The following is a 15,400-nucleotide window of genomic DNA, read 5'->3' on the forward strand; positions in this document are numbered from 1 at the left end:
TCACCTCCTCTCGCCGAAAACGGGAGCGGCCGGGGCCACCGGCCCCCCCCGCGGCAGCCGCTCGCTCAGGGTCTTCTCGATCCGCTCCAGGGCGCTCAGTTGGAGCTGCTCGAGGGTGCGGTCGAGGGGGTCGCTGTTGAGGGCCGCGAGCTGGGCGTTGCGGCCCACGCTCTCCAGCCCGCTCATGGTGGCCTTCGGGCCGATCGACAGCCGCAGCGACTTCACCACGTCCCCGAGCGCGTCCCGCCCGAACGCGCTCACACCGCTTCCTCCGCTCGCCTTGGGTGCCGCACCCGCGCCCACCCCCGCACCGCCGCCGGCGTTGGCGATGGCGGCGGCGAAGATGCCCCACCCGCCGGGCGGGGCCGGCGGGGCCTTGGCCCGCTCGCTGGCCGCGTCGAACCGGTCGTTGAGCCGCTGCTTCTCGGTCGCGCTAGCCGTGCCCCCGATCCCGGTCAGGCCCTTGGCCTTCAGCTCTTCGCCGTACGCGGCCCGGGTGAGCCCGCCCTTGATGCGGTCGGCCAGGGCCGCGACCTCGGGGTCGCCGTCGAACGCGCTCTTCTTGGCCGCCTGGTAGTCCTGGGCCCGCACCCCCATGAGCCGCTCGGGCACCCCGGCGCTGCGCTCGCGGTCGAGGTACGCGGCCTCGGTGAGCCCCTTCTTGATCTCGTCCTTGAGGCCCGCGACCCGCTCCCCGCGGCGCTCCACGTCGGCCTGGTCGGACCCGTTGCGGAACCGGGCGACGTGCCAGTCGACGAACTTCTCCCGCTCCTCGTCCGTCTTCAGGAAGGGGTTCGTCGCGGCCTTATCGGTCATGCGGGCGCGGACCGTGTCCTCGGTGACCCCGCGCTTCGCCTCCTCCCGGTACTGCTTCTCGAACAGCTTCATCCTCTCGACTTCCGGGTTGGTGATCTTGTCGAGCCCGGCCTTCTCGATGACCACGTCGGCGGCCTTGTCGGTCTTCTCTTTGGCGTACCCGACCACGCCCTTGACCCACTTCACGATGTCGATGAGGGCGTCCATGAACTGCCGCATGGCGGGCAGCACGTCGTTCAGGATGTACCGGGTCCACTCGTCGAACGCCGGCTTCAGCTCGCCGTCGAGTTTGTCGGCGAACTCCAGGAGCGCGGCGGCCAGCGCGATGGCGACCGGGAGGATGAGCGGTGCGAAGACGGCCGCGAGGATCGACACGCTCTTCTGCAGCACCCCCATGCCGCTCGACGTGGTCTGGAGGGTCTGCGCGAAGATGGCGAGCGGCCCGAGCGCCGCCGAGAACCGGGCGGCCATCATCGACGCGACCGCGCCCCCGGCCCCGGCGGCACCCCCGCGGCCCCGGAGCTGGGCGTCCTCGGTCCGGGCGCGGCGCTGCTCCTGCAGCTCCTTGAGCTTCGCCTGGCGCTCCTCCTGGTCCCGGGGCACACCGTCGCCCACGAGGCCGCGGGTGAGGAGCCGGGGAAGGCCGGTGAGAGTGGCGGCGAGGATCGAGCGGGCAATCGACGTGATGCGCGACTCGGGGTCGCTCGGGGCCGCGGGAGCGCTCGGGGCCGCGGCCGCGCGGGCGGGCCGGTCGGACCTGGCGGCGAGCTTGTCGACGATCCGCGCCATGATGAGCAGGGCGTCGGCGATCGCCTTGTCGTCGCGCCCCGGGGCGGTCGGGGCCGGGTCGGTCGCCTCGGGCACGGGGTCACCTCTTTCGCCGCTTCTTCTTCTGAGCCGCCCGCCGCTCGGCGAGCCGCTGCTGCTCGGCCCTCCAGTCCCGCTCGACGTCCTCGGGCTCGGTCACCCCGAGCAGGTAGCACTTCCGCCGGTGCAGCTCGCGGAAGTTCGGCGAGGCCGGGGGGGCGTTCTGGAGCACCGGGTCGTTGTTCTCGTCCCGCTTGTGGTCGTACCACGCGAGGATCTGCTCGTCGCTCATCCGCCCGAGCTGCTCGGGGTCGGCTCCGACGCTGGGACCGGCGAGGCGGACGAGGAATTGGCACCAGCCAACCCGAGCAGCCTCTCGGCCGCCTCGACGAGTTTTGGGTCGGTCGTCTCCTGCTTGAACAGGGTCAGCACGATCCGCTTCAGTTCCAACTGCGCCATCCGCCGGGCCGTCTCGAGGTCCACGCCCTGGTCCCGGAGCTGGATGGCGAGGAACTTGGCCAGGCCCTCCTCGCCGGTGACCGTCTCGCAGCACACCTCCGAGCCCCAGGCGTACACGCCCTTGGTCTTGTCGTGCTGGTACACCCGGAGCATCCGGTCCTGGACCGCCTCGGGGACGCCGGTCTCGGCGAGGATGCCGTCCAGGGCCCGCTTCTCGAGCCACCGCTGGTACTCGGCGCGCTCGACCTGCGACAGTTGCCGCAGGCGGTACGTCTTGCCCTCGAACTCCAGGTCGGTCGGGGCGTTGAACAGCTCGGCCAGGTCCAAGGTCAGTCCCCCTCGGGGTCGGCCACGGAGAACGTGCCCTTGTTCTTGAGCGACACCTTGAGCAGGAACTGGCCGTCCACCTCGGCCCCCAGGCTGGCCTTCAGGACGAGCGCCTCGTCGAAGGTGTAGGCCGGGGCCGCGTCGTCCTTCCGGTAGTACAGCTTCAGGTACTCGAGGACGTTGTCGGGCTGGCAGTCGGTGACGATCGTGGCGACGTCGGAGATGTCCACGTAGAAGCTGATCTGGATGGCGGCCCGGCGGACCCCGCCGTCCACGTTGCCGAACCCGTTGTCGGCCCCGACGGTCCGCTCCAGCTCCTTCACGTCGTCGTCCACCGACCACGCGAAGTTGTCGGGCATGGCGATCGGGCTCATGTTCCCGAGCCGCACGGTCAGGTACTTTCCGCTCGTCACGGGATCACTCCTTCAGTTTGGTGCAGGTGCAGGGGTAGAACCCGTCGGTGGCGGCCCCGACCGCGGCGACCGCCCACCAGGTGCCGTGGACGTCCCGGAGCCGGTCCCCAACGGCCGGCGGCGCGTCGAGCGCGACGTTCCAGGTGACCGAGTCGGCCCCGGGGTCGTCGCCGGCCTTGAGCCGGGCCGCGACCCCGACCCGCCGCGAGCGGACCGATCCGTCGGCGCTGAGGCGGACGAACGTGCCGGGGGTCTTCGGGCCGCTCTCGGCCTTCGGCGTGGTGGCCTTCGGGTCGCTCATGGTCAGTTCCTCGGTTCAAACGTCTGGACGCGGAGCTGGACCGCGGCGTCGCTGACGGTGGCGTCCTTGAAGGGGAGCGTGAACGGCGGCAGGACCTGCGGGTCGATCCGGTTCACCGCGCGGACCACTACCCAGCCCCCGAGGTCGAACCTCTTGCGGACGGCCTCCTGGGCGGCGCGGACCGCGTCGCTCTCGCCCCGGTCGCCGGGCAGTTCCTTGAACAGGTAGTGGACCGTGACCAGGTACTCGCAGAACACCTTCGCGGCCGTGCCGCCCTTGAGCTTCTGCCCCTCGTTGGAGGTGATGACCACCAGCGGGAACGGCTCGTCGCCCGGGGCGAACAGGGGGTTGTGCTTCGAGTCGCGGCGCACGATGACCTTCGCCACGCCGGGCAGGGCCAGGGCGGTGACGGCGGTTTTCACGGCGTCAAGGAGCGTGGTCGCGAGGGCCGGCATGGGGGCATGGTGCCGGGCGGGGTTGCCTGAGAGGGGTGTAAATGCAATCGAGGGGGCTGATCGCCCCCGGAGTTGAACCGCTTCGGGCGGATCTCAAGTTATGCGATCGCGCGCGTTACCTGATTATTGTGTTCGGCTATTGCCCGGTGGGAAGTTGTGGGTCACGAACTTGGCGGTGGTGAAGCGGGGTTTTGGTTCAGCAGGCGTTCCGCGGCCTCATACCCTACATGGTTCAATTGGAAGAGGTCTCGTTCTTCGTCGGAGTTGGCGTAGCCACGATCGACCAGATCTTGGGCGGCAGCTCGCCACCTTACCTCAGCCCGGTGGGGTACCGGGTGCGGCGTGATGCGCTTTCCGTTGCTCTCAACGGAAAATCCGCCCGAAGTCAGGCTCAGGTGTGCGACACCGCGGGCGTCTCGACTCATTGCCCGAAGGAGTTTCATTGCCTCCTCACTGAGGGGCTTCAGGGGAGACGATGTGGAGACCTTTTTCAATTCTTCGAGCTCCTTCCGAATCGCGTCCCTTTCGATTTGGAGAACCGTCATCTGCTCAAGTGTCTGTTTTGCGTTCACGACCTCGTCACCACGTACCCACCCGACCAACTTGGTGTCGTTGTTGAAGTCGCTCATTGACTGGAACACAGCGAGTTGGAGCGAGGCGAGGTTATCGAACGAGGCGCACATTTTCGACGTGACCAGCCTCCGAAACTCCTGAAGTGCCGCCGAGTTGTCCATCTCGACTGCCGCGGTCCTCATCTCCCCGACCTTCTGGTCGAAGTATTCCTTGGTCATGTACAGCGCGAACAGCGGCTTCTCGGTTTCCAGCGCGTACTCGTACTCGAGTTGAGTGTAGCTCTTCTTCGTGTGCGGGTCGATCGAGCCGTACCGACCGCCGAGGATGAGTAGGTACACGTCCGAGTTGTCGATCCACCGGCGGATCACCTTCATCTGCTCATCGCTGCCGGCTGCGAACAGTTCCATTCCAGCGGGGATGTGACCGGCCTTCAGAATGGCCTCGACGGCGGCCTGGCGCTCTCGTTTAAGGTCCGTGTACGTCGAGGAGACGAAAACTTGCAGTTTGCGGTTCATGGCGGGCGGTCTCGCGCGAACCGGCGGCTCTGGACGCGGCCGCCGTGATTCACACAAACCAATTTTGATCGATGTGAGGGTCCGGGTGCAAGGTCGGTTGTCCGTGCGCGTTTCAGAACTGCCGGTTCTCGCTTCCTACCGACATCGGCGCGCGGGTGTAGGCGCGGGACACTCGCCCTCACCAACGACAAGACTCCGAGGGGGCCGACCGTGAAGACGCTGGTGAAGGGGCGGGAGGCGGTTTTGGGGAGCTTGCTGACGTACACGCCCGGGGACGCCCCCGCGGACCCGGCGGCGGACCGCATCATGAAGGACGACAACGGGAACATGGTCGTCGTGCTCAACGGCTGGACGCTGCTCGGGTCGGGGGTGGTGTACGCCGACGGCGAGCCGATGGGGTACGCGAACGGGAAGCAGATCCCAATTCTGAGGTTCCCACTCCCCGGCGAGACAGGGGCCGCGAGCGAGGCGCCCCCCGGGAAGTGACGGCGTCGCGACGTGGCGGCCGCGGAAGGGTCACCAGCCGTCGAACCGCAGGGCGTCGCAGTCGGCGGCGGTGACGCGGCCGTGCGAGATGCCGCCGACGTCGGTGCCGCCCGGGGCGACGGGCACGCCGCCGATCATGATCGTGCTCGCGTCCATCAACTCCTTGCGGCGGTCCAGGGCGGTCACGAACTTGTCCGCGTACTCGCCGAGCCCGCCCACGAGCAGGGCGGCGCGCCACAGGCTCTGGTCGGTGGACACCCCGACGCGGTTGTCCCACGCGTCGAGCTGGCCCGCCGTGTACCCCTTGCCGAACAGGATCGTGGAGACGTCCGCGTACCCGCTGAGCACCGCCTGGGCGGCGACCCGGTCGTAGATCGGGGCGAGCGCCGCCAGGTCCTGCTTGAGGAGGTCGGCGAGCGCCTGCTTCAGGTCGGCGGCGGTGATCCACGGGCCCACGGGCTACCTCATTTGGCGGGCGGGGCGGTCGCGGCCTCGAGTTCGGCGGTCAGCTCGGAGACCTTGGCCTCGGCCGCGGCGGCCCGCTTCTCCGCGGCGTCGAGGGCGGTCTGGTGCTCCTCGCACGCCCGGCCCAGGTGGGCGTTCTTCGCGACGTAGTCGACGAGCTCCTCCGCCGCGTCCGCCAGCTTCTTCTCGAGGGCCGCCGCCCGCTCGGCCTCGGCCTCGGCGCGGTCGGTCTCGGCGCGGGCCCGGGACCGGAGGTCGTCGATCTCGGCCAGGAGGTGATCGGGGACCTGTGGCGCGCCGCCCGGGGCGGCCCTGGCGCGCGCCCCGGCGAGGTCCTTGATGCGGGCGAGGGTCGCCGGCTCGACCTCGGCGCGGGTCGGCCTGAGGACCCCGCGGTCCACCAGCTCCTGGACCTGCGCCCGGCGGCCCGGGGCGTCGGCGGCGGTCCCGGCCCCGAACGCCCAGAGGGCGACGAACTCGGGGAGCACGGTGCCCCGGGGCCAGTCGCCGAACTGGAAGACCTCGACGGCGTAGTTCTGAGCGGCCATGCGGCGTTCCGTGCTTGGGGTGGGGTGGCGGATCGAACGGACCCGCCCCGGGCCGGGCGTCGCCGGCCCGGGGCGGAGCGGGCTCACGTGTAGGTGAAGCCCGCCGCGGCGGTGCCGTACTCGAGCACCGGGCCGCCGTTGAACCAGACGTCGAGCTCGTACCGGAACGGGAGCCGGTTGTGGAGGTACAGGCTGATCCCGATGCCCGTGGCCCACGCCTTGGCGGACCGGTTCTCGACCATCCCCTGGTTCCCCTTGAGGAGGTTCAGGGGCACGTTGCGGGTGAGCGCCCAGCGGCCGATCTTCTGCCCCTTCGGGCGGGTGCCGAGCCAGATCATCGACTTCGCCGGCATGATGCGGGTGAAGTTGGCCGTGGTGCGGTTGACCGCGTCGTCGAGGGTGTTGAAGTAGCCGTAGTTGTACGGCACCAGCTTCGGCAGCCCCATGCCGACGAGCAGCTCGTTGACCCCCTCCATCCCGAGCGGGGTGGAGCCGAACTTGCTCTTGTACACGCTCTGGATCTGGGTCGTGGCCAGCAGGTCCACGATCACCCCGTCCTGGCACAGGATCTTGGAGTCCGGTCCGAACCGGCTCGAGGTGCCGATCTGGAGCTGGTTCTGGACGTACTTCAGGTCGTTCAGCGGCTTGGCGTTCGTGGGGTCGGCGGCCCAGCCCGCGCCGAGCCCGGAGCCCCCGGTGGCGAACGTCCGGTAGTTCTCGATCTGGTCGGCGTGGATCACCTTCCCGGCGGCGTCGGTGTTGCGGAACTTACCGGTGAGCAGGAAGTCGCTCGCGGTCTTCCGCAGCCGGGCGACGCCCTTGTCGGCCTGGTACGCGGTCATGATGGCCAGCCGCTCCTCGGGGTCGGCCGGCAGGTTCGCCGTGCCCGCCCGGCGGTCCTTGGTCATCTCGGTCTCGTCGAGGACGGCCCGCTCGCCGTAGTACCCCGGGGCGACCGTGTACTCGCGGAACCCGGGCACCTGGACCACGTCGGGCTCGCCGCCCAGCCCGCGGAGGCCGAGCAGGCCGTACCCGTTCTCGTACTGGTTCCAGCGGATCGCGTCGAAGTCGTCGTAGGTGGGCGGGAGCGCCTCCAGGAGCGGGTCGCCGCCCTGCTCGGCCTCCATCTCGTCGACCATGAGGTCGGGGAGGATGAGGTCGATGTCGTAGTTCTGCGCGAGGGTCGAGACGGTCGCCGGCATGTGTCGCTCCGGGTGGGGCGGGGCGGCCCGTGCCGCCCGCGGTGGGGGTTACTGGTTGGGGTGCGGGCCGGGCTCAGACGCCCAGGCCGACGACGGCCCCGGCCTCGGTGATCGCGGTGCCCTCCACGATCCGCCAGCCCGGGTCCGCGACCCCGTTGGCGTCGAGGCCGGTCAGGTCCGCGGCGTTGAAGAACCCGCTCGCGTACGCGAGCGGGTTGAGCCCCGGGTTCCCGGTCTCGATGGCGACGGTGCCGGACCCGACCGGGTCCGACCCCCAGTCGTACTTGAGCGGGCACCGGGCGACCGTCGGGTTGTTGTTGGTGCCGGCGTCGGTGTACACGTCGTACTGCCCGGCCCCGGCGGTGCCCGGCGTGGTCCGGGTCAGGGCGGCCGCGGGGGCCGTGCCGGCGGTGAACGTCGAGTTGCCGAGCGCCAGGTACCCGCCGATGCGGACGCTGGCGAGCTGGCCCTGGAACGTGATGGTGAAGCTGGTCCCGGGGGTGCCGGCGACGAGCGTGTTGCCCGCGCCCCAGATGGCGTCGCAGGCGGTCTGGAGCTGCGCGACCGAGGCGTGGGCGCTGACGAGGTTGGCGGTCTCGGCCGAGTACACCTTGTCGGCGGTGTAGTCGAGCCGGAGCTTCGAACCGGTCGGGGCGCCGGAGATGGCGATCGTCCACACGGCGCTCGCGGCCGTGCCGCCGACGCACCCCAGGACGAGGCCCTTGACGTACCGGCCCCCGGTGCCGAACGGGCCGCCCACCGGCAGGCGGACGGGCCGCTCGCTGGCGAGGTGCGGGGCGAAGGCCGGCTTGAGCGGCGTGTGCGAGAACTGGCGGGTCAGCATCGGTCGGCTCCGCGTGGGGGTCCGGGTGGGTGGCCCCCGGGCCGCGGCCCGGGGCGTGGTGGTCCGTCGGGGCGGCCCGCGGTCAGGCGGCCGCGGGCTTGCTCAGCCGCTCGTGGACGCGGGGGTTGGTGCCCCGCAGGCCGTCGAGCAGCTTGCGGCCGGCGGGGGACAGGCCGGTGCCGGTCGCCGGGCCGCGGTCGTCGATCTGGTCCACGAGCAGCGGGTTGGTCGGCAGGGCCGCGAACTCGGCCGCCAGGTCCGCGAACACCTTGGTGCGGTGCGCCTCGAAGTCGCTGTCGGCGGCGAACGTCTGCCCCCGGGCCTCGTCGAGCAGGAGCTTCTTCTTCGCCGCGAGCTGCGCGGGGGTCATCTTGGCGAGCTTCTTGCCGCCGACCTCGGCCTGGTTGTGCCGGGCGGCCACGGCGTCGAACCCGGCGGAGAACGCCTGGGCGCGGGCCGCCATCTGGCCCTCGGCCGCCTTCTTCTGCGACTCGCCCGCGGCCGCCTCCATCGCACCCATCCGCTTCGTGCAGTCGGCGTTGAACGCCTTCTGCTCGTCGGCGAACGCCTTGAACGCGGTCATCAGCTCGCCGCCGTCACCGGGCTTGGGGGGCGTGGGGGGGGCTGACATCGTCGTGCCGGTCGCGGCGGGCAGGGCGGCCTTCATCGCGGCGATCTGCTCCGGGGAGAACCCGGCGGCGGCGAGGGCGGCTTCTTGTTCGGGGGTCATGGCGGTCCTGGTGGGTTGGGGGACGGCAGCGGAGAAGAACAGGGACCGGGCCGCGTAGGTCCGCCCGTTGACTTCGACGGGTTCGGCGGGGGCGGCGGCGGCGAGCCTCCGGGCCACCTCCATCGCGGGGCCGAGGACCGACGCGACGTCGTGGTCCGGCGGCACGGGCGTCCCGTCCGCGAACACGGCGTAGGGCCGCGGTACGTCGAGCACCGCGGGCCGCTCCTCGCCGAGCAGCGAGACGCCGGTCATGATCGGGCCGGCGATCTTCCGGGCGGGGTCGCGGGGGTCGGGGTAGTCGGGGATGATCTCGATCGACCCGCCGTCAATGTGGCCGCCGTTCATGAGCCCGCCGAACTTGGTCGGCACGTTGTCGGCCCACACGCGGGGGCGGCCGTCCGCGCCCATCTCCAGGCGGCGGACCCGCCCGATGTTCGGCAGGCCCAGGCTCAGGGCCGCGAGCCGCTGGGCGCGGTCGTGCCCGAGCTTGACCTTGGCCTTCAGGAGCGGGCCGCCGGCCGCGTCCCGGAGCTCCGCGCCGTCGACCGACAGCAGGCGGAAGTTCGCGACCATCCGCTCCAGGTCCGCGGGCGGGTAATTGTCGCCCTTGTGGAACCCGTGCACGAACACCGGCCACGCGCGGATCTCGCACGTCGGCGGCAGGTCGGCGGGGGTCACGGGGGCCGGCATGGGAGCATGGTGCCGGGCGGGGTTGCCTGACGGGAGGCGGCGGTGTGGTAGAGTTCCGGACCGGTGGAGGATCGCGCGATGGCTGCGGGGAAGGCGAGCGTGCGGGTCGGCCGCCCGAAGCGGGTCGGCGGTCAGTGGGTCGTGACCTTCGTGTACTGCTTCCCCGGGGTGTCGCCGCGGTACGTGCCGCGGGCGTTCGCGACGGAACAAGAAGCGCGTGCGGCCGCGGCTGAGGAAACGGAGCCGCCCCCGAGGTCCTCGGGGGCGGTCGGCGAGCGGTGAGCGACTTCGTTCCGCGACGGGCGAGGGGCCGCGGCGGGTTGCCGGTCGATCAGCCCGCGGGCCGGGGCGGCTGCCGGTCGATTAGCCGGCGGCGGATGGTCGCGCCGTTCCGCTTGTGGATCCGGTCGAACAACTCGGCCGCGAGTCCGGCCCGGGTGCGGCTCGTCGGCCGGTGCCCGATCGCCGCCGCGACGGCCTGCAGCTCGCCCAGCGGCATCGCGTCGAGGTGCCCCTTCGCCGCCGCGAGGTCGGCCGGGGTCGCGGCGGCCGCGTTCGCGTACGTCGCCGCGACGGCGCGGCCGGCGGGGGTGGCCGGGGCCGCGGGCCGCTTCTCCGGGGGCACGTGCCCCACCGGGGCGGGGCGGGCGGGGCCGGTCCGGGGCTTCGGCTTCGGGGCCGCGGCCCGCCCGCCGATCACGTCCTCCGGGGACAGGGCCGGCTCGTCCATGAACGCACTGGTCCGCTTGTGGTCGGCAGACCCCGGGCGGTAGATCACGGCGTTCCGCAGCTTCGCGCCGTGGCGGTCGAAGATGCTGTGCACCAACTGCCGCACCGGGTCGCCGACGACGTGCCGGCCCAACCCGCGGATCACCTCCGCCGCCTGCGCCTTGGTCAGCTGGGCCGCGGCCCGCATCGCGGTGTTAAACTCGCTGCTCTTGGTCGCCGGGCCGAACCCCTCGATCTGCTTCCCGAGGGCAACATGGTCCGCCGCCGGAACCGTGGGAGCGGCCGGTGCGGGCTTTGGGGCCGCGGGGGGCTTGGCCGGTGCCGGTGCCGGTGCCGGTGCCGGGGGAGGTGCCGCGGGCTTCGCCGCGGGCCGGCTCGCGGCCTCGAACTCGTCGTCCGTGGGGGCAGCGTCGTCGGCCCCGGTGCGGCCGGCCTGCGTGCCCCGGCGGCGGGCAGTGATCTCGTCGGCGATCTGCTGCTGGGTCCTGGCGGGGGCGGGTGCGGCGGGGGGCGCAGGCCCGCCGAACGCGGCCTCGGCGTCCGGTCGGAGCGCGTCGGCGTGGGCCGCCCCCTTCATCGGCAGCGGCTTGTCGAACACTTCCGGCGCGCCGGTCCCGGTCCCGCCCTCGCGCTCGGTGGGCCACAGGCCGTGCCCCTTGAACACGAACGCCGCCTTCGGGAAGTCCCGCTCGATCGCGGCGGTCGGGGTGTCGGTCGCGTACAGGAGCCGGGCGAACTCCGCGAGCCCCTCGCTCGGGGACCGGCCGGCGTAGGTCGTGAGCGGGGCCTCGCCGCCCGCGTCCGGGTCGTGCTGGATCTCGGAGCCGAAGGCGTGCCGCCACTGCGGGGAGTTGCTGATCTCGTTGTCCGGGCCGTCGATGGCGTGGCCCAGTTCGTGGGCGTAGACGTGGTGCGCGAGCATCTCCCCGGTGCCGTGCCGCCCGGGGTAGTCCTTGCCCCCGTCGCCGTCGACGTGGACCGACCGGACCGTCGGGGCGTACACGCCGCCGACCCGCAGCTCGCCCCGCTTCATCTGCGCGAGGTACCCGAGCCACTCCTTCTGGGTCGCGTCGTCGATCTCCGGGTCGCGGAGCACCTCCCGGGCGGCCCCGAGGCCGACGGACTCCGCGTCCGGGTGGAAGTGGGCGCTCTCGAGGTGCCGTTCGAGGCGGGTGTGGGCCGCGGCGGGGAGCCGGGCGGCCACCCGGTCGACCGCCGCGTGGTACCGCTGCCGCTGCTCGGGGGACAGGCCGGGCGAGGCGTCGACCGCCTCCTTGAACTTGGCGACCCCGCGCTTGACCTCGGGGGCGTTGGCCCCGAAGTCGAACGAGTCGTCGCCGTCACTCAGGTCGTCGGCGGCGTCGCCGGGCTCTCCGGCGGCGTCGAGGTAGTCGCGGGGGTCGTCTGATCCTTGGTCAGCGCCTTCGCCGTGTTCTCCCAAATCTCCTTCTGCAACTTCAGCTTGTGCGCTTTCTTGGCCGCGTCGTACAACGGCTGCAATTTCGGCGGGATCGGCGAGTCGTTCGGCTTCGGCACGCTGCTGCTCCTTGTAGTAGGTGTCGAGCGCCGCCTCGTGCCGCTCGGTCAGGTCGGCTGCGAGAGTATGGGCCCGGTCCCGGATCAAGTCAAGGACGTGTTCCGTCGCGTCCTTCCCGTCGGGCACCCGGATGTACCCGCTCGACTCCAGTTCCTGGGCAATCTGGTCCAGCCCGCGGCCGCCCTTCTTGAACACCGACAGCGGCACGCCGTCGTTGATCGCGTCCTTCATGCTCCCGTAGTGGGCCTGCAGCGCGAGGCTGTGCGGGTCGATCCCGCCGAAGTCTCGCACCTTGTTGATGACCGTGTCCTGGTACTTCCGCTTCCGGGGCTTCTCCTTCTTCGGGGCGACCGGCTTCGGAAGCTCCTCCGGCACCGCCACCGCCTTCGGCAGCAGCCCCGCCGCCCGACGCATCTCGTCGGCCGCGTCGCCCGTGATGCCCTGTTCCTTGAGCCGCGCCTCGAACGCGTGGGCCCTGGCGTGGGCGACCAGCGCCGCGGCCATGTCCGCCTTGACCGCCCCGCCGCCGAACCCGGCCCTGAGGGCGTTGGCCCGCATGGTTCGCCGCACCTCGCGCAAATGGGCGACGGTCACGGCGGGGTCGGCCAGGTGGTCGGCCAGGGCGTGCAGGTCGTCGGCGGTCAGCTCGGCCCGCAGGTCGGCCGCCTTCGCCAGCCGGGCGAGCACCGCCGCCCCGCGGTCCCGGGCGGCGGCCCGCTGCTGCGAGGCCGGCGGGGCCTTGGCGGGCAGGGCGAGTTGCGCCTCCAGCTTCGCCGCGTCCTCCGGCCGCACCTGTTCGCGGAGCTGCCGCGCCTTCTCGGGGTCGGTCTTCGCGTCCTCGATGTCGCCCTTCTTGATGAAGTGCCCGCCCCGGCCCCGCGGGTGGTCGGACTCGTTCCACGAGCCCGCGGCGAACGTCGCCGGCTCGCCCGCGAACCGCGACAGGAGGCCCGGGTCGTCGACGTGCTCCCGGATGTAATCCAGCCCGCCCGCGGGGTCGTCGCCGGCCTCGCGCGCGGCGATGGCGTAGTCGATCAGGGCGAGGGCGAGGGCCCCGGCGTCGTCCGGGTCGGGACTGCCGGTCCCGACCCCACCGCCGGCCGCGAAGCTCCTGTCGCGGCCGGCGTTGGCCCGCTCCCCGACCCGCTTCGCCTCCGCAGCGGTCGCGGCGGCGACGTACCGGGCCGGCACCCGGGCGACCCCGTCCCGCTCGGCCCACGCCAGGCGGTGGTGCCCGTCCACGACGTAGTCCCGCCCGTCCGCCGGGTCGCGCCAGGCGAGGAGCTCCTTGCACTTCGCCGGGTCGAACGGCTCGCCGGGCAGCGCGCGCACGGTGCCGTCGGCCGCCGCCCCGTCGCGGAACTGGAACCGGTCCGGGTCGGCGACGAGTTGGGCCGTCGGCAGGTGGACCACCCCGCCGGCCGGCGCGGCGGAAAACGTCTTGCCCTGCTTCTGCTTGCGCAGCCACCGGTCGACAGCGTCCTCCGCGAACTCCTGGCACTCGCCGCGGTTCTTCCGCGGGGCCTCCACCGTGCCACGGCACGCGGGACAGTTGGCGTGATCGATGTGCAGCCACTGGACCGGGTCATCGTCCCGGGCGCTGGTGCCGCTCCCGTGAATGCCGGCCCACGTCCAGGCGTCCTCCCAGTCGTTCGCGCCGGCCCAGAGTTCCGCGCCGCCGGGCAGGTCCTTGATCTTCTCGTAGTTCTCCGGGCGGCTGAACTCCTTCGGCCGGTCGCCGTCGGCCGCGGAGAACCTCTTCGCGGCCGCGTCGGGCCCCTCGGGGCGCTCGGCCCACGCCCACGCGGACGCGCCGCCGCGGCGCGCCTGCTTCCGCATCAGCCTGGTGGCGGCCGCGAACGGCCCTACGCCCATGCCGAACTGCTCGTGCAGGTCGCCGGGGTAGTGCCCGTGGCGGCTCGCGAGGAAGTACTGCGAGAAGTTCGCGGCCTCGGTCGCCGGGAACGTGCCGTCCGGGGCCGCGCTCATCGTCTGCGGGGCCGAGGGCGGGAGGGCCGGCGGGGCCCCGGGCGGCCCGGCGGGCTCCGGCGGGACCGGTGCGGGCTGCGGATCCGGGGGGCCTCCCCCCGGCCCGGGGCCGGGCGGGGCGCCGGGCGCGCCCGGCCCCGGCTGCCCGGGGAGAGGCGGCGGGTTGAGGATGTCGTCCGGGTCGCTCGCGTCGCCGGGGAGCCACCGCGACACCTCGTGGACCTGCCGCTTCGAGATGGGCAGGCGGAGCTTGTTCAGCACCGTGTCGGCCGCGTCGAGTTGCTGCTTGATCTCGGCGTGGTTCGCGGCCCCGAGCGCCGCCACGGGGAGCTTCACCTGCGGGCCGAAGTTCGGCCGCACGATGGCCGGGATGACGTGGAGCGAGATGAAGTGGGCCACGTCCTTCGCGAGCACGTCCTCGTCGGCGTCGGACGCCGACTTGTGGACGGCCGAACTGCCCCGGGCGTCGCCGCCGCCCTGGCCCTGGAGGAACGGCAGGTACACGCCCCGGACCGACAGGAACACGTCCTCGCGGAGCTTGTTGACCTTCGCCTCGAACGCCTGGAACGAGGCCGCGGACGCGAGGTTGAGGACCTCGATCGAGTCCTCGGACGAGGTGACCGCCCACCCCATCGCGTAGATCTCCTTGAGCGCGCCCTCGAGGAGCTTGCGCTTGTTCCCGTCCTTGACCTTGCCGTGGAAGTACGGCATGCCGCACCGCTTGATCGCGACGTACCACGCCTTGTAGGCGTCCTCGATGAGCTCGACGGCCCGCACCACGGCCCGCAGGTCGCTCTGGCCGAACGGGTTCGAGTGCCAGCCGTTGTGGGTGTAGATCAGCACCTTGGCCGGGGAGTACGGCTGGAGCCCGTACACGAGGTTGACGACCCCCGTGACGTTGCGGTGCTGGTCGAGGGTGAGCCGGAGCCAGTGCGAGTCGAGCGACCGGGCGTGCTTGAGGCCCCAGAGCCCCTCCCACTCGGGCGTGTCCGCCGGCCCCGTGCCGTCGCCGATCTGCCGCAGGGTGAGTTCGAGCGGGCTCCACCCGTCCACGAAGGCCGGGGTGAGGATGTCCTGGATGAGCCCGTGCGTGCTCCGCTTGGACCACTGAATGCTCCACTTGACCCACTCGGTCGCGCGGGCCGCCTCCGCGCTCCGGCGGTCGGGGTTGAGCACCGTGAAGTCGAGCGACGCGATCGCGTTGGCCTTGTCGCGGACGGCGGCCCGGACGCTCGGCTCCTTGAGGTACGCCTCGCGGAACAGCATCCGCATCGCCGCCGTCTCGCGGCCGTCGTTGTCCAGGTCGAGCGGCCCGCGCCACGGCATCGACAGCGGGTCGGAGAACACCGCGTCCCGGGTCAGGTCCACGCCGCCGCCGGCGCGGTGCGAGGGGACCGGGGCGTCGGCCGCCGAGCGGCCGAAGACGGAACGAACGCCTGACCAGAAGCCCATTGCCGGCCCTCGGGGTGCTGGCTGAGTGTGAGCGGCGGGGTTGCCTGATCGCGGGCCGGGTT

15 protein-coding genes are annotated in these 15,400 nt (G+C 72.1%); 2 read left to right on the forward strand and 13 right to left on the reverse strand.

Annotated features, from left to right (window positions below):
* The 7 genes from ACTIGN_RS21060 to ACTIGN_RS21090 all read right to left on the reverse strand — a co-directional run bounded on the left by ACTIGN_RS21060 (position 1) and on the right by ACTIGN_RS21090 (position 4,666).
* Positions 1 to 1,680, reverse strand: coding sequence for a hypothetical protein (locus tag ACTIGN_RS21060; protein ID WP_439627480.1), 1,680 nt, complete (start codon positions 1,678 to 1,680; stop codon positions 1 to 3).
* Positions 1,681 to 1,684: 4 nt separating this feature from the next.
* Positions 1,685 to 1,915: a hypothetical protein gene (locus ACTIGN_RS21065; RefSeq protein ID WP_439626019.1), complete on the reverse strand. Its 231-nt coding sequence runs from the start codon at positions 1,913 to 1,915 to the stop codon at positions 1,685 to 1,687.
* Entirely contained in the window at positions 1,912 to 2,409 is a 498-nt protein-coding gene (locus tag ACTIGN_RS21070; RefSeq protein ID WP_439626021.1) for a hypothetical protein, read from the reverse strand. The genes ACTIGN_RS21065 and ACTIGN_RS21070 overlap by 4 nt, the downstream gene beginning before the upstream one ends.
* Positions 2,410 to 2,411: 2 nt before the next feature.
* Positions 2,412 to 2,822, reverse strand: coding sequence for a hypothetical protein (locus tag ACTIGN_RS21075; protein ID WP_439626023.1), 411 nt, complete (start codon positions 2,820 to 2,822; stop codon positions 2,412 to 2,414).
* Between the two features lie 4 nt (positions 2,823 to 2,826).
* Positions 2,827 to 3,123 (reverse strand): hypothetical protein, encoded by a 297-nt coding sequence (locus ACTIGN_RS21080; RefSeq protein WP_439627482.1) that lies wholly within the window; start codon positions 3,121 to 3,123, stop codon positions 2,827 to 2,829.
* Positions 3,124 to 3,125: 2 nt separating this feature from the next.
* Positions 3,126 to 3,578 (reverse strand): hypothetical protein, encoded by a 453-nt coding sequence (locus ACTIGN_RS21085; protein ID WP_439627484.1) that lies wholly within the window; start codon positions 3,576 to 3,578, stop codon positions 3,126 to 3,128.
* Positions 3,579 to 3,739: 161 nt separating this feature from the next.
* A complete protein-coding gene (locus ACTIGN_RS21090) occupies positions 3,740 to 4,666 on the reverse strand; it encodes a DUF4062 domain-containing protein (protein WP_439627486.1) in 927 nt (308 codons plus the stop codon).
* Between the two features lie 210 nt (positions 4,667 to 4,876).
* On the opposite strand from ACTIGN_RS21090, the gene ACTIGN_RS21095 reads away from it, so the two are divergent.
* Positions 4,877 to 5,152, forward strand: coding sequence for a hypothetical protein (locus ACTIGN_RS21095; RefSeq protein ID WP_439627488.1), 276 nt, complete (start codon positions 4,877 to 4,879; stop codon positions 5,150 to 5,152).
* 30 nt (positions 5,153 to 5,182) lie between these two features.
* On the opposite strand, the gene ACTIGN_RS21100 is transcribed toward ACTIGN_RS21095, so the two are convergent.
* The 5 genes from ACTIGN_RS21100 to ACTIGN_RS21120 form a co-directional block, all read right to left on the reverse strand.
* Positions 5,183 to 5,608 carry a hypothetical protein gene (locus tag ACTIGN_RS21100; protein WP_439627490.1) on the reverse strand — a complete coding sequence of 142 codons (426 nt, stop codon included), beginning with the start codon at positions 5,606 to 5,608 and terminating at the stop codon, positions 5,183 to 5,185.
* 8 nt (positions 5,609 to 5,616) lie between these two features.
* The gene (locus ACTIGN_RS21105; RefSeq protein ID WP_439627492.1) at positions 5,617 to 6,165 is read right to left on the reverse strand and encodes a hypothetical protein; all 549 of its coding nucleotides are present in this window, start codon (positions 6,163 to 6,165) and stop codon (positions 5,617 to 5,619) included.
* An 83-nt stretch (positions 6,166 to 6,248) separates the two neighbouring features.
* Positions 6,249 to 7,367 (reverse strand): hypothetical protein, encoded by a 1,119-nt coding sequence (locus ACTIGN_RS21110; RefSeq protein WP_439627494.1) that lies wholly within the window; start codon positions 7,365 to 7,367, stop codon positions 6,249 to 6,251.
* Between the two features lie 73 nt (positions 7,368 to 7,440).
* Positions 7,441 to 8,211, reverse strand: a complete 771-nt coding sequence (locus ACTIGN_RS21115; RefSeq protein ID WP_439627496.1) for a hypothetical protein — start codon at positions 8,209 to 8,211, stop codon at positions 7,441 to 7,443.
* Positions 8,212 to 8,293: 82 nt separating this feature from the next.
* The gene (locus tag ACTIGN_RS21120) at positions 8,294 to 9,631 is read right to left on the reverse strand and encodes a hypothetical protein (RefSeq protein ID WP_439627498.1); all 1,338 of its coding nucleotides are present in this window, start codon (positions 9,629 to 9,631) and stop codon (positions 8,294 to 8,296) included.
* A gap of 78 nt (positions 9,632 to 9,709) precedes the next feature.
* On the opposite strand from ACTIGN_RS21120, the gene ACTIGN_RS21125 reads away from it, so the two are divergent.
* Positions 9,710 to 9,913: a hypothetical protein gene (locus ACTIGN_RS21125; RefSeq protein ID WP_439627500.1), complete on the forward strand. Its 204-nt coding sequence runs from the start codon at positions 9,710 to 9,712 to the stop codon at positions 9,911 to 9,913.
* Between the two features lie 49 nt (positions 9,914 to 9,962).
* On the opposite strand, the gene ACTIGN_RS21130 is transcribed toward ACTIGN_RS21125, so the two are convergent.
* Complete coding sequence (locus tag ACTIGN_RS21130) at positions 9,963 to 15,338, reverse strand: phage portal protein family protein (protein WP_439627502.1); 5,376 nt, start codon at positions 15,336 to 15,338, stop codon at positions 9,963 to 9,965.
* Positions 15,339 to 15,400: the final 62 nt, after the last annotated feature.

Origin of the sequence: Gemmata sp. (assembly GCF_051859125.1) — a bacterium.
Classification (GTDB): domain Bacteria; phylum Planctomycetota; class Planctomycetia; order Gemmatales; family Gemmataceae; genus Gemmata.

Coding starts and splice junctions, on each gene's coding strand:
- ACTIGN_RS21065 (WP_439626019.1), bottom strand. CDS start 1,915: ATGAGCGACGAGCAGATCCTCGCGTGGTACGACCACAAGCGGGACGAG.
- ACTIGN_RS21080 (WP_439627482.1), bottom strand. CDS start 3,123: ATGAGCGACCCGAAGGCCACCACGCCGAAGGCCGAGAGCGGCCCGAAG.
- ACTIGN_RS21085 (WP_439627484.1), bottom strand. CDS start 3,578: ATGCCGGCCCTCGCGACCACGCTCCTTGACGCCGTGAAAACCGCCGTC.
- ACTIGN_RS21090 (WP_439627486.1), bottom strand. CDS start 4,666: ATGAACCGCAAACTGCAAGTTTTCGTCTCCTCGACGTACACGGACCTT.
- ACTIGN_RS21105 (WP_439627492.1), bottom strand. CDS start 6,165: ATGGCCGCTCAGAACTACGCCGTCGAGGTCTTCCAGTTCGGCGACTGG.
- ACTIGN_RS21110 (WP_439627494.1), bottom strand. CDS start 7,367: ATGCCGGCGACCGTCTCGACCCTCGCGCAGAACTACGACATCGACCTC.
- ACTIGN_RS21115 (WP_439627496.1), bottom strand. CDS start 8,211: ATGCTGACCCGCCAGTTCTCGCACACGCCGCTCAAGCCGGCCTTCGCC.
- ACTIGN_RS21120 (WP_439627498.1), bottom strand. CDS start 9,631: ATGCCGGCCCCCGTGACCCCCGCCGACCTGCCGCCGACGTGCGAGATC.
- ACTIGN_RS21125 (WP_439627500.1), top strand. CDS start 9,710: ATGGCTGCGGGGAAGGCGAGCGTGCGGGTCGGCCGCCCGAAGCGGGTC.
- ACTIGN_RS21130 (WP_439627502.1), bottom strand. CDS start 15,338: ATGGGCTTCTGGTCAGGCGTTCGTTCCGTCTTCGGCCGCTCGGCGGCC.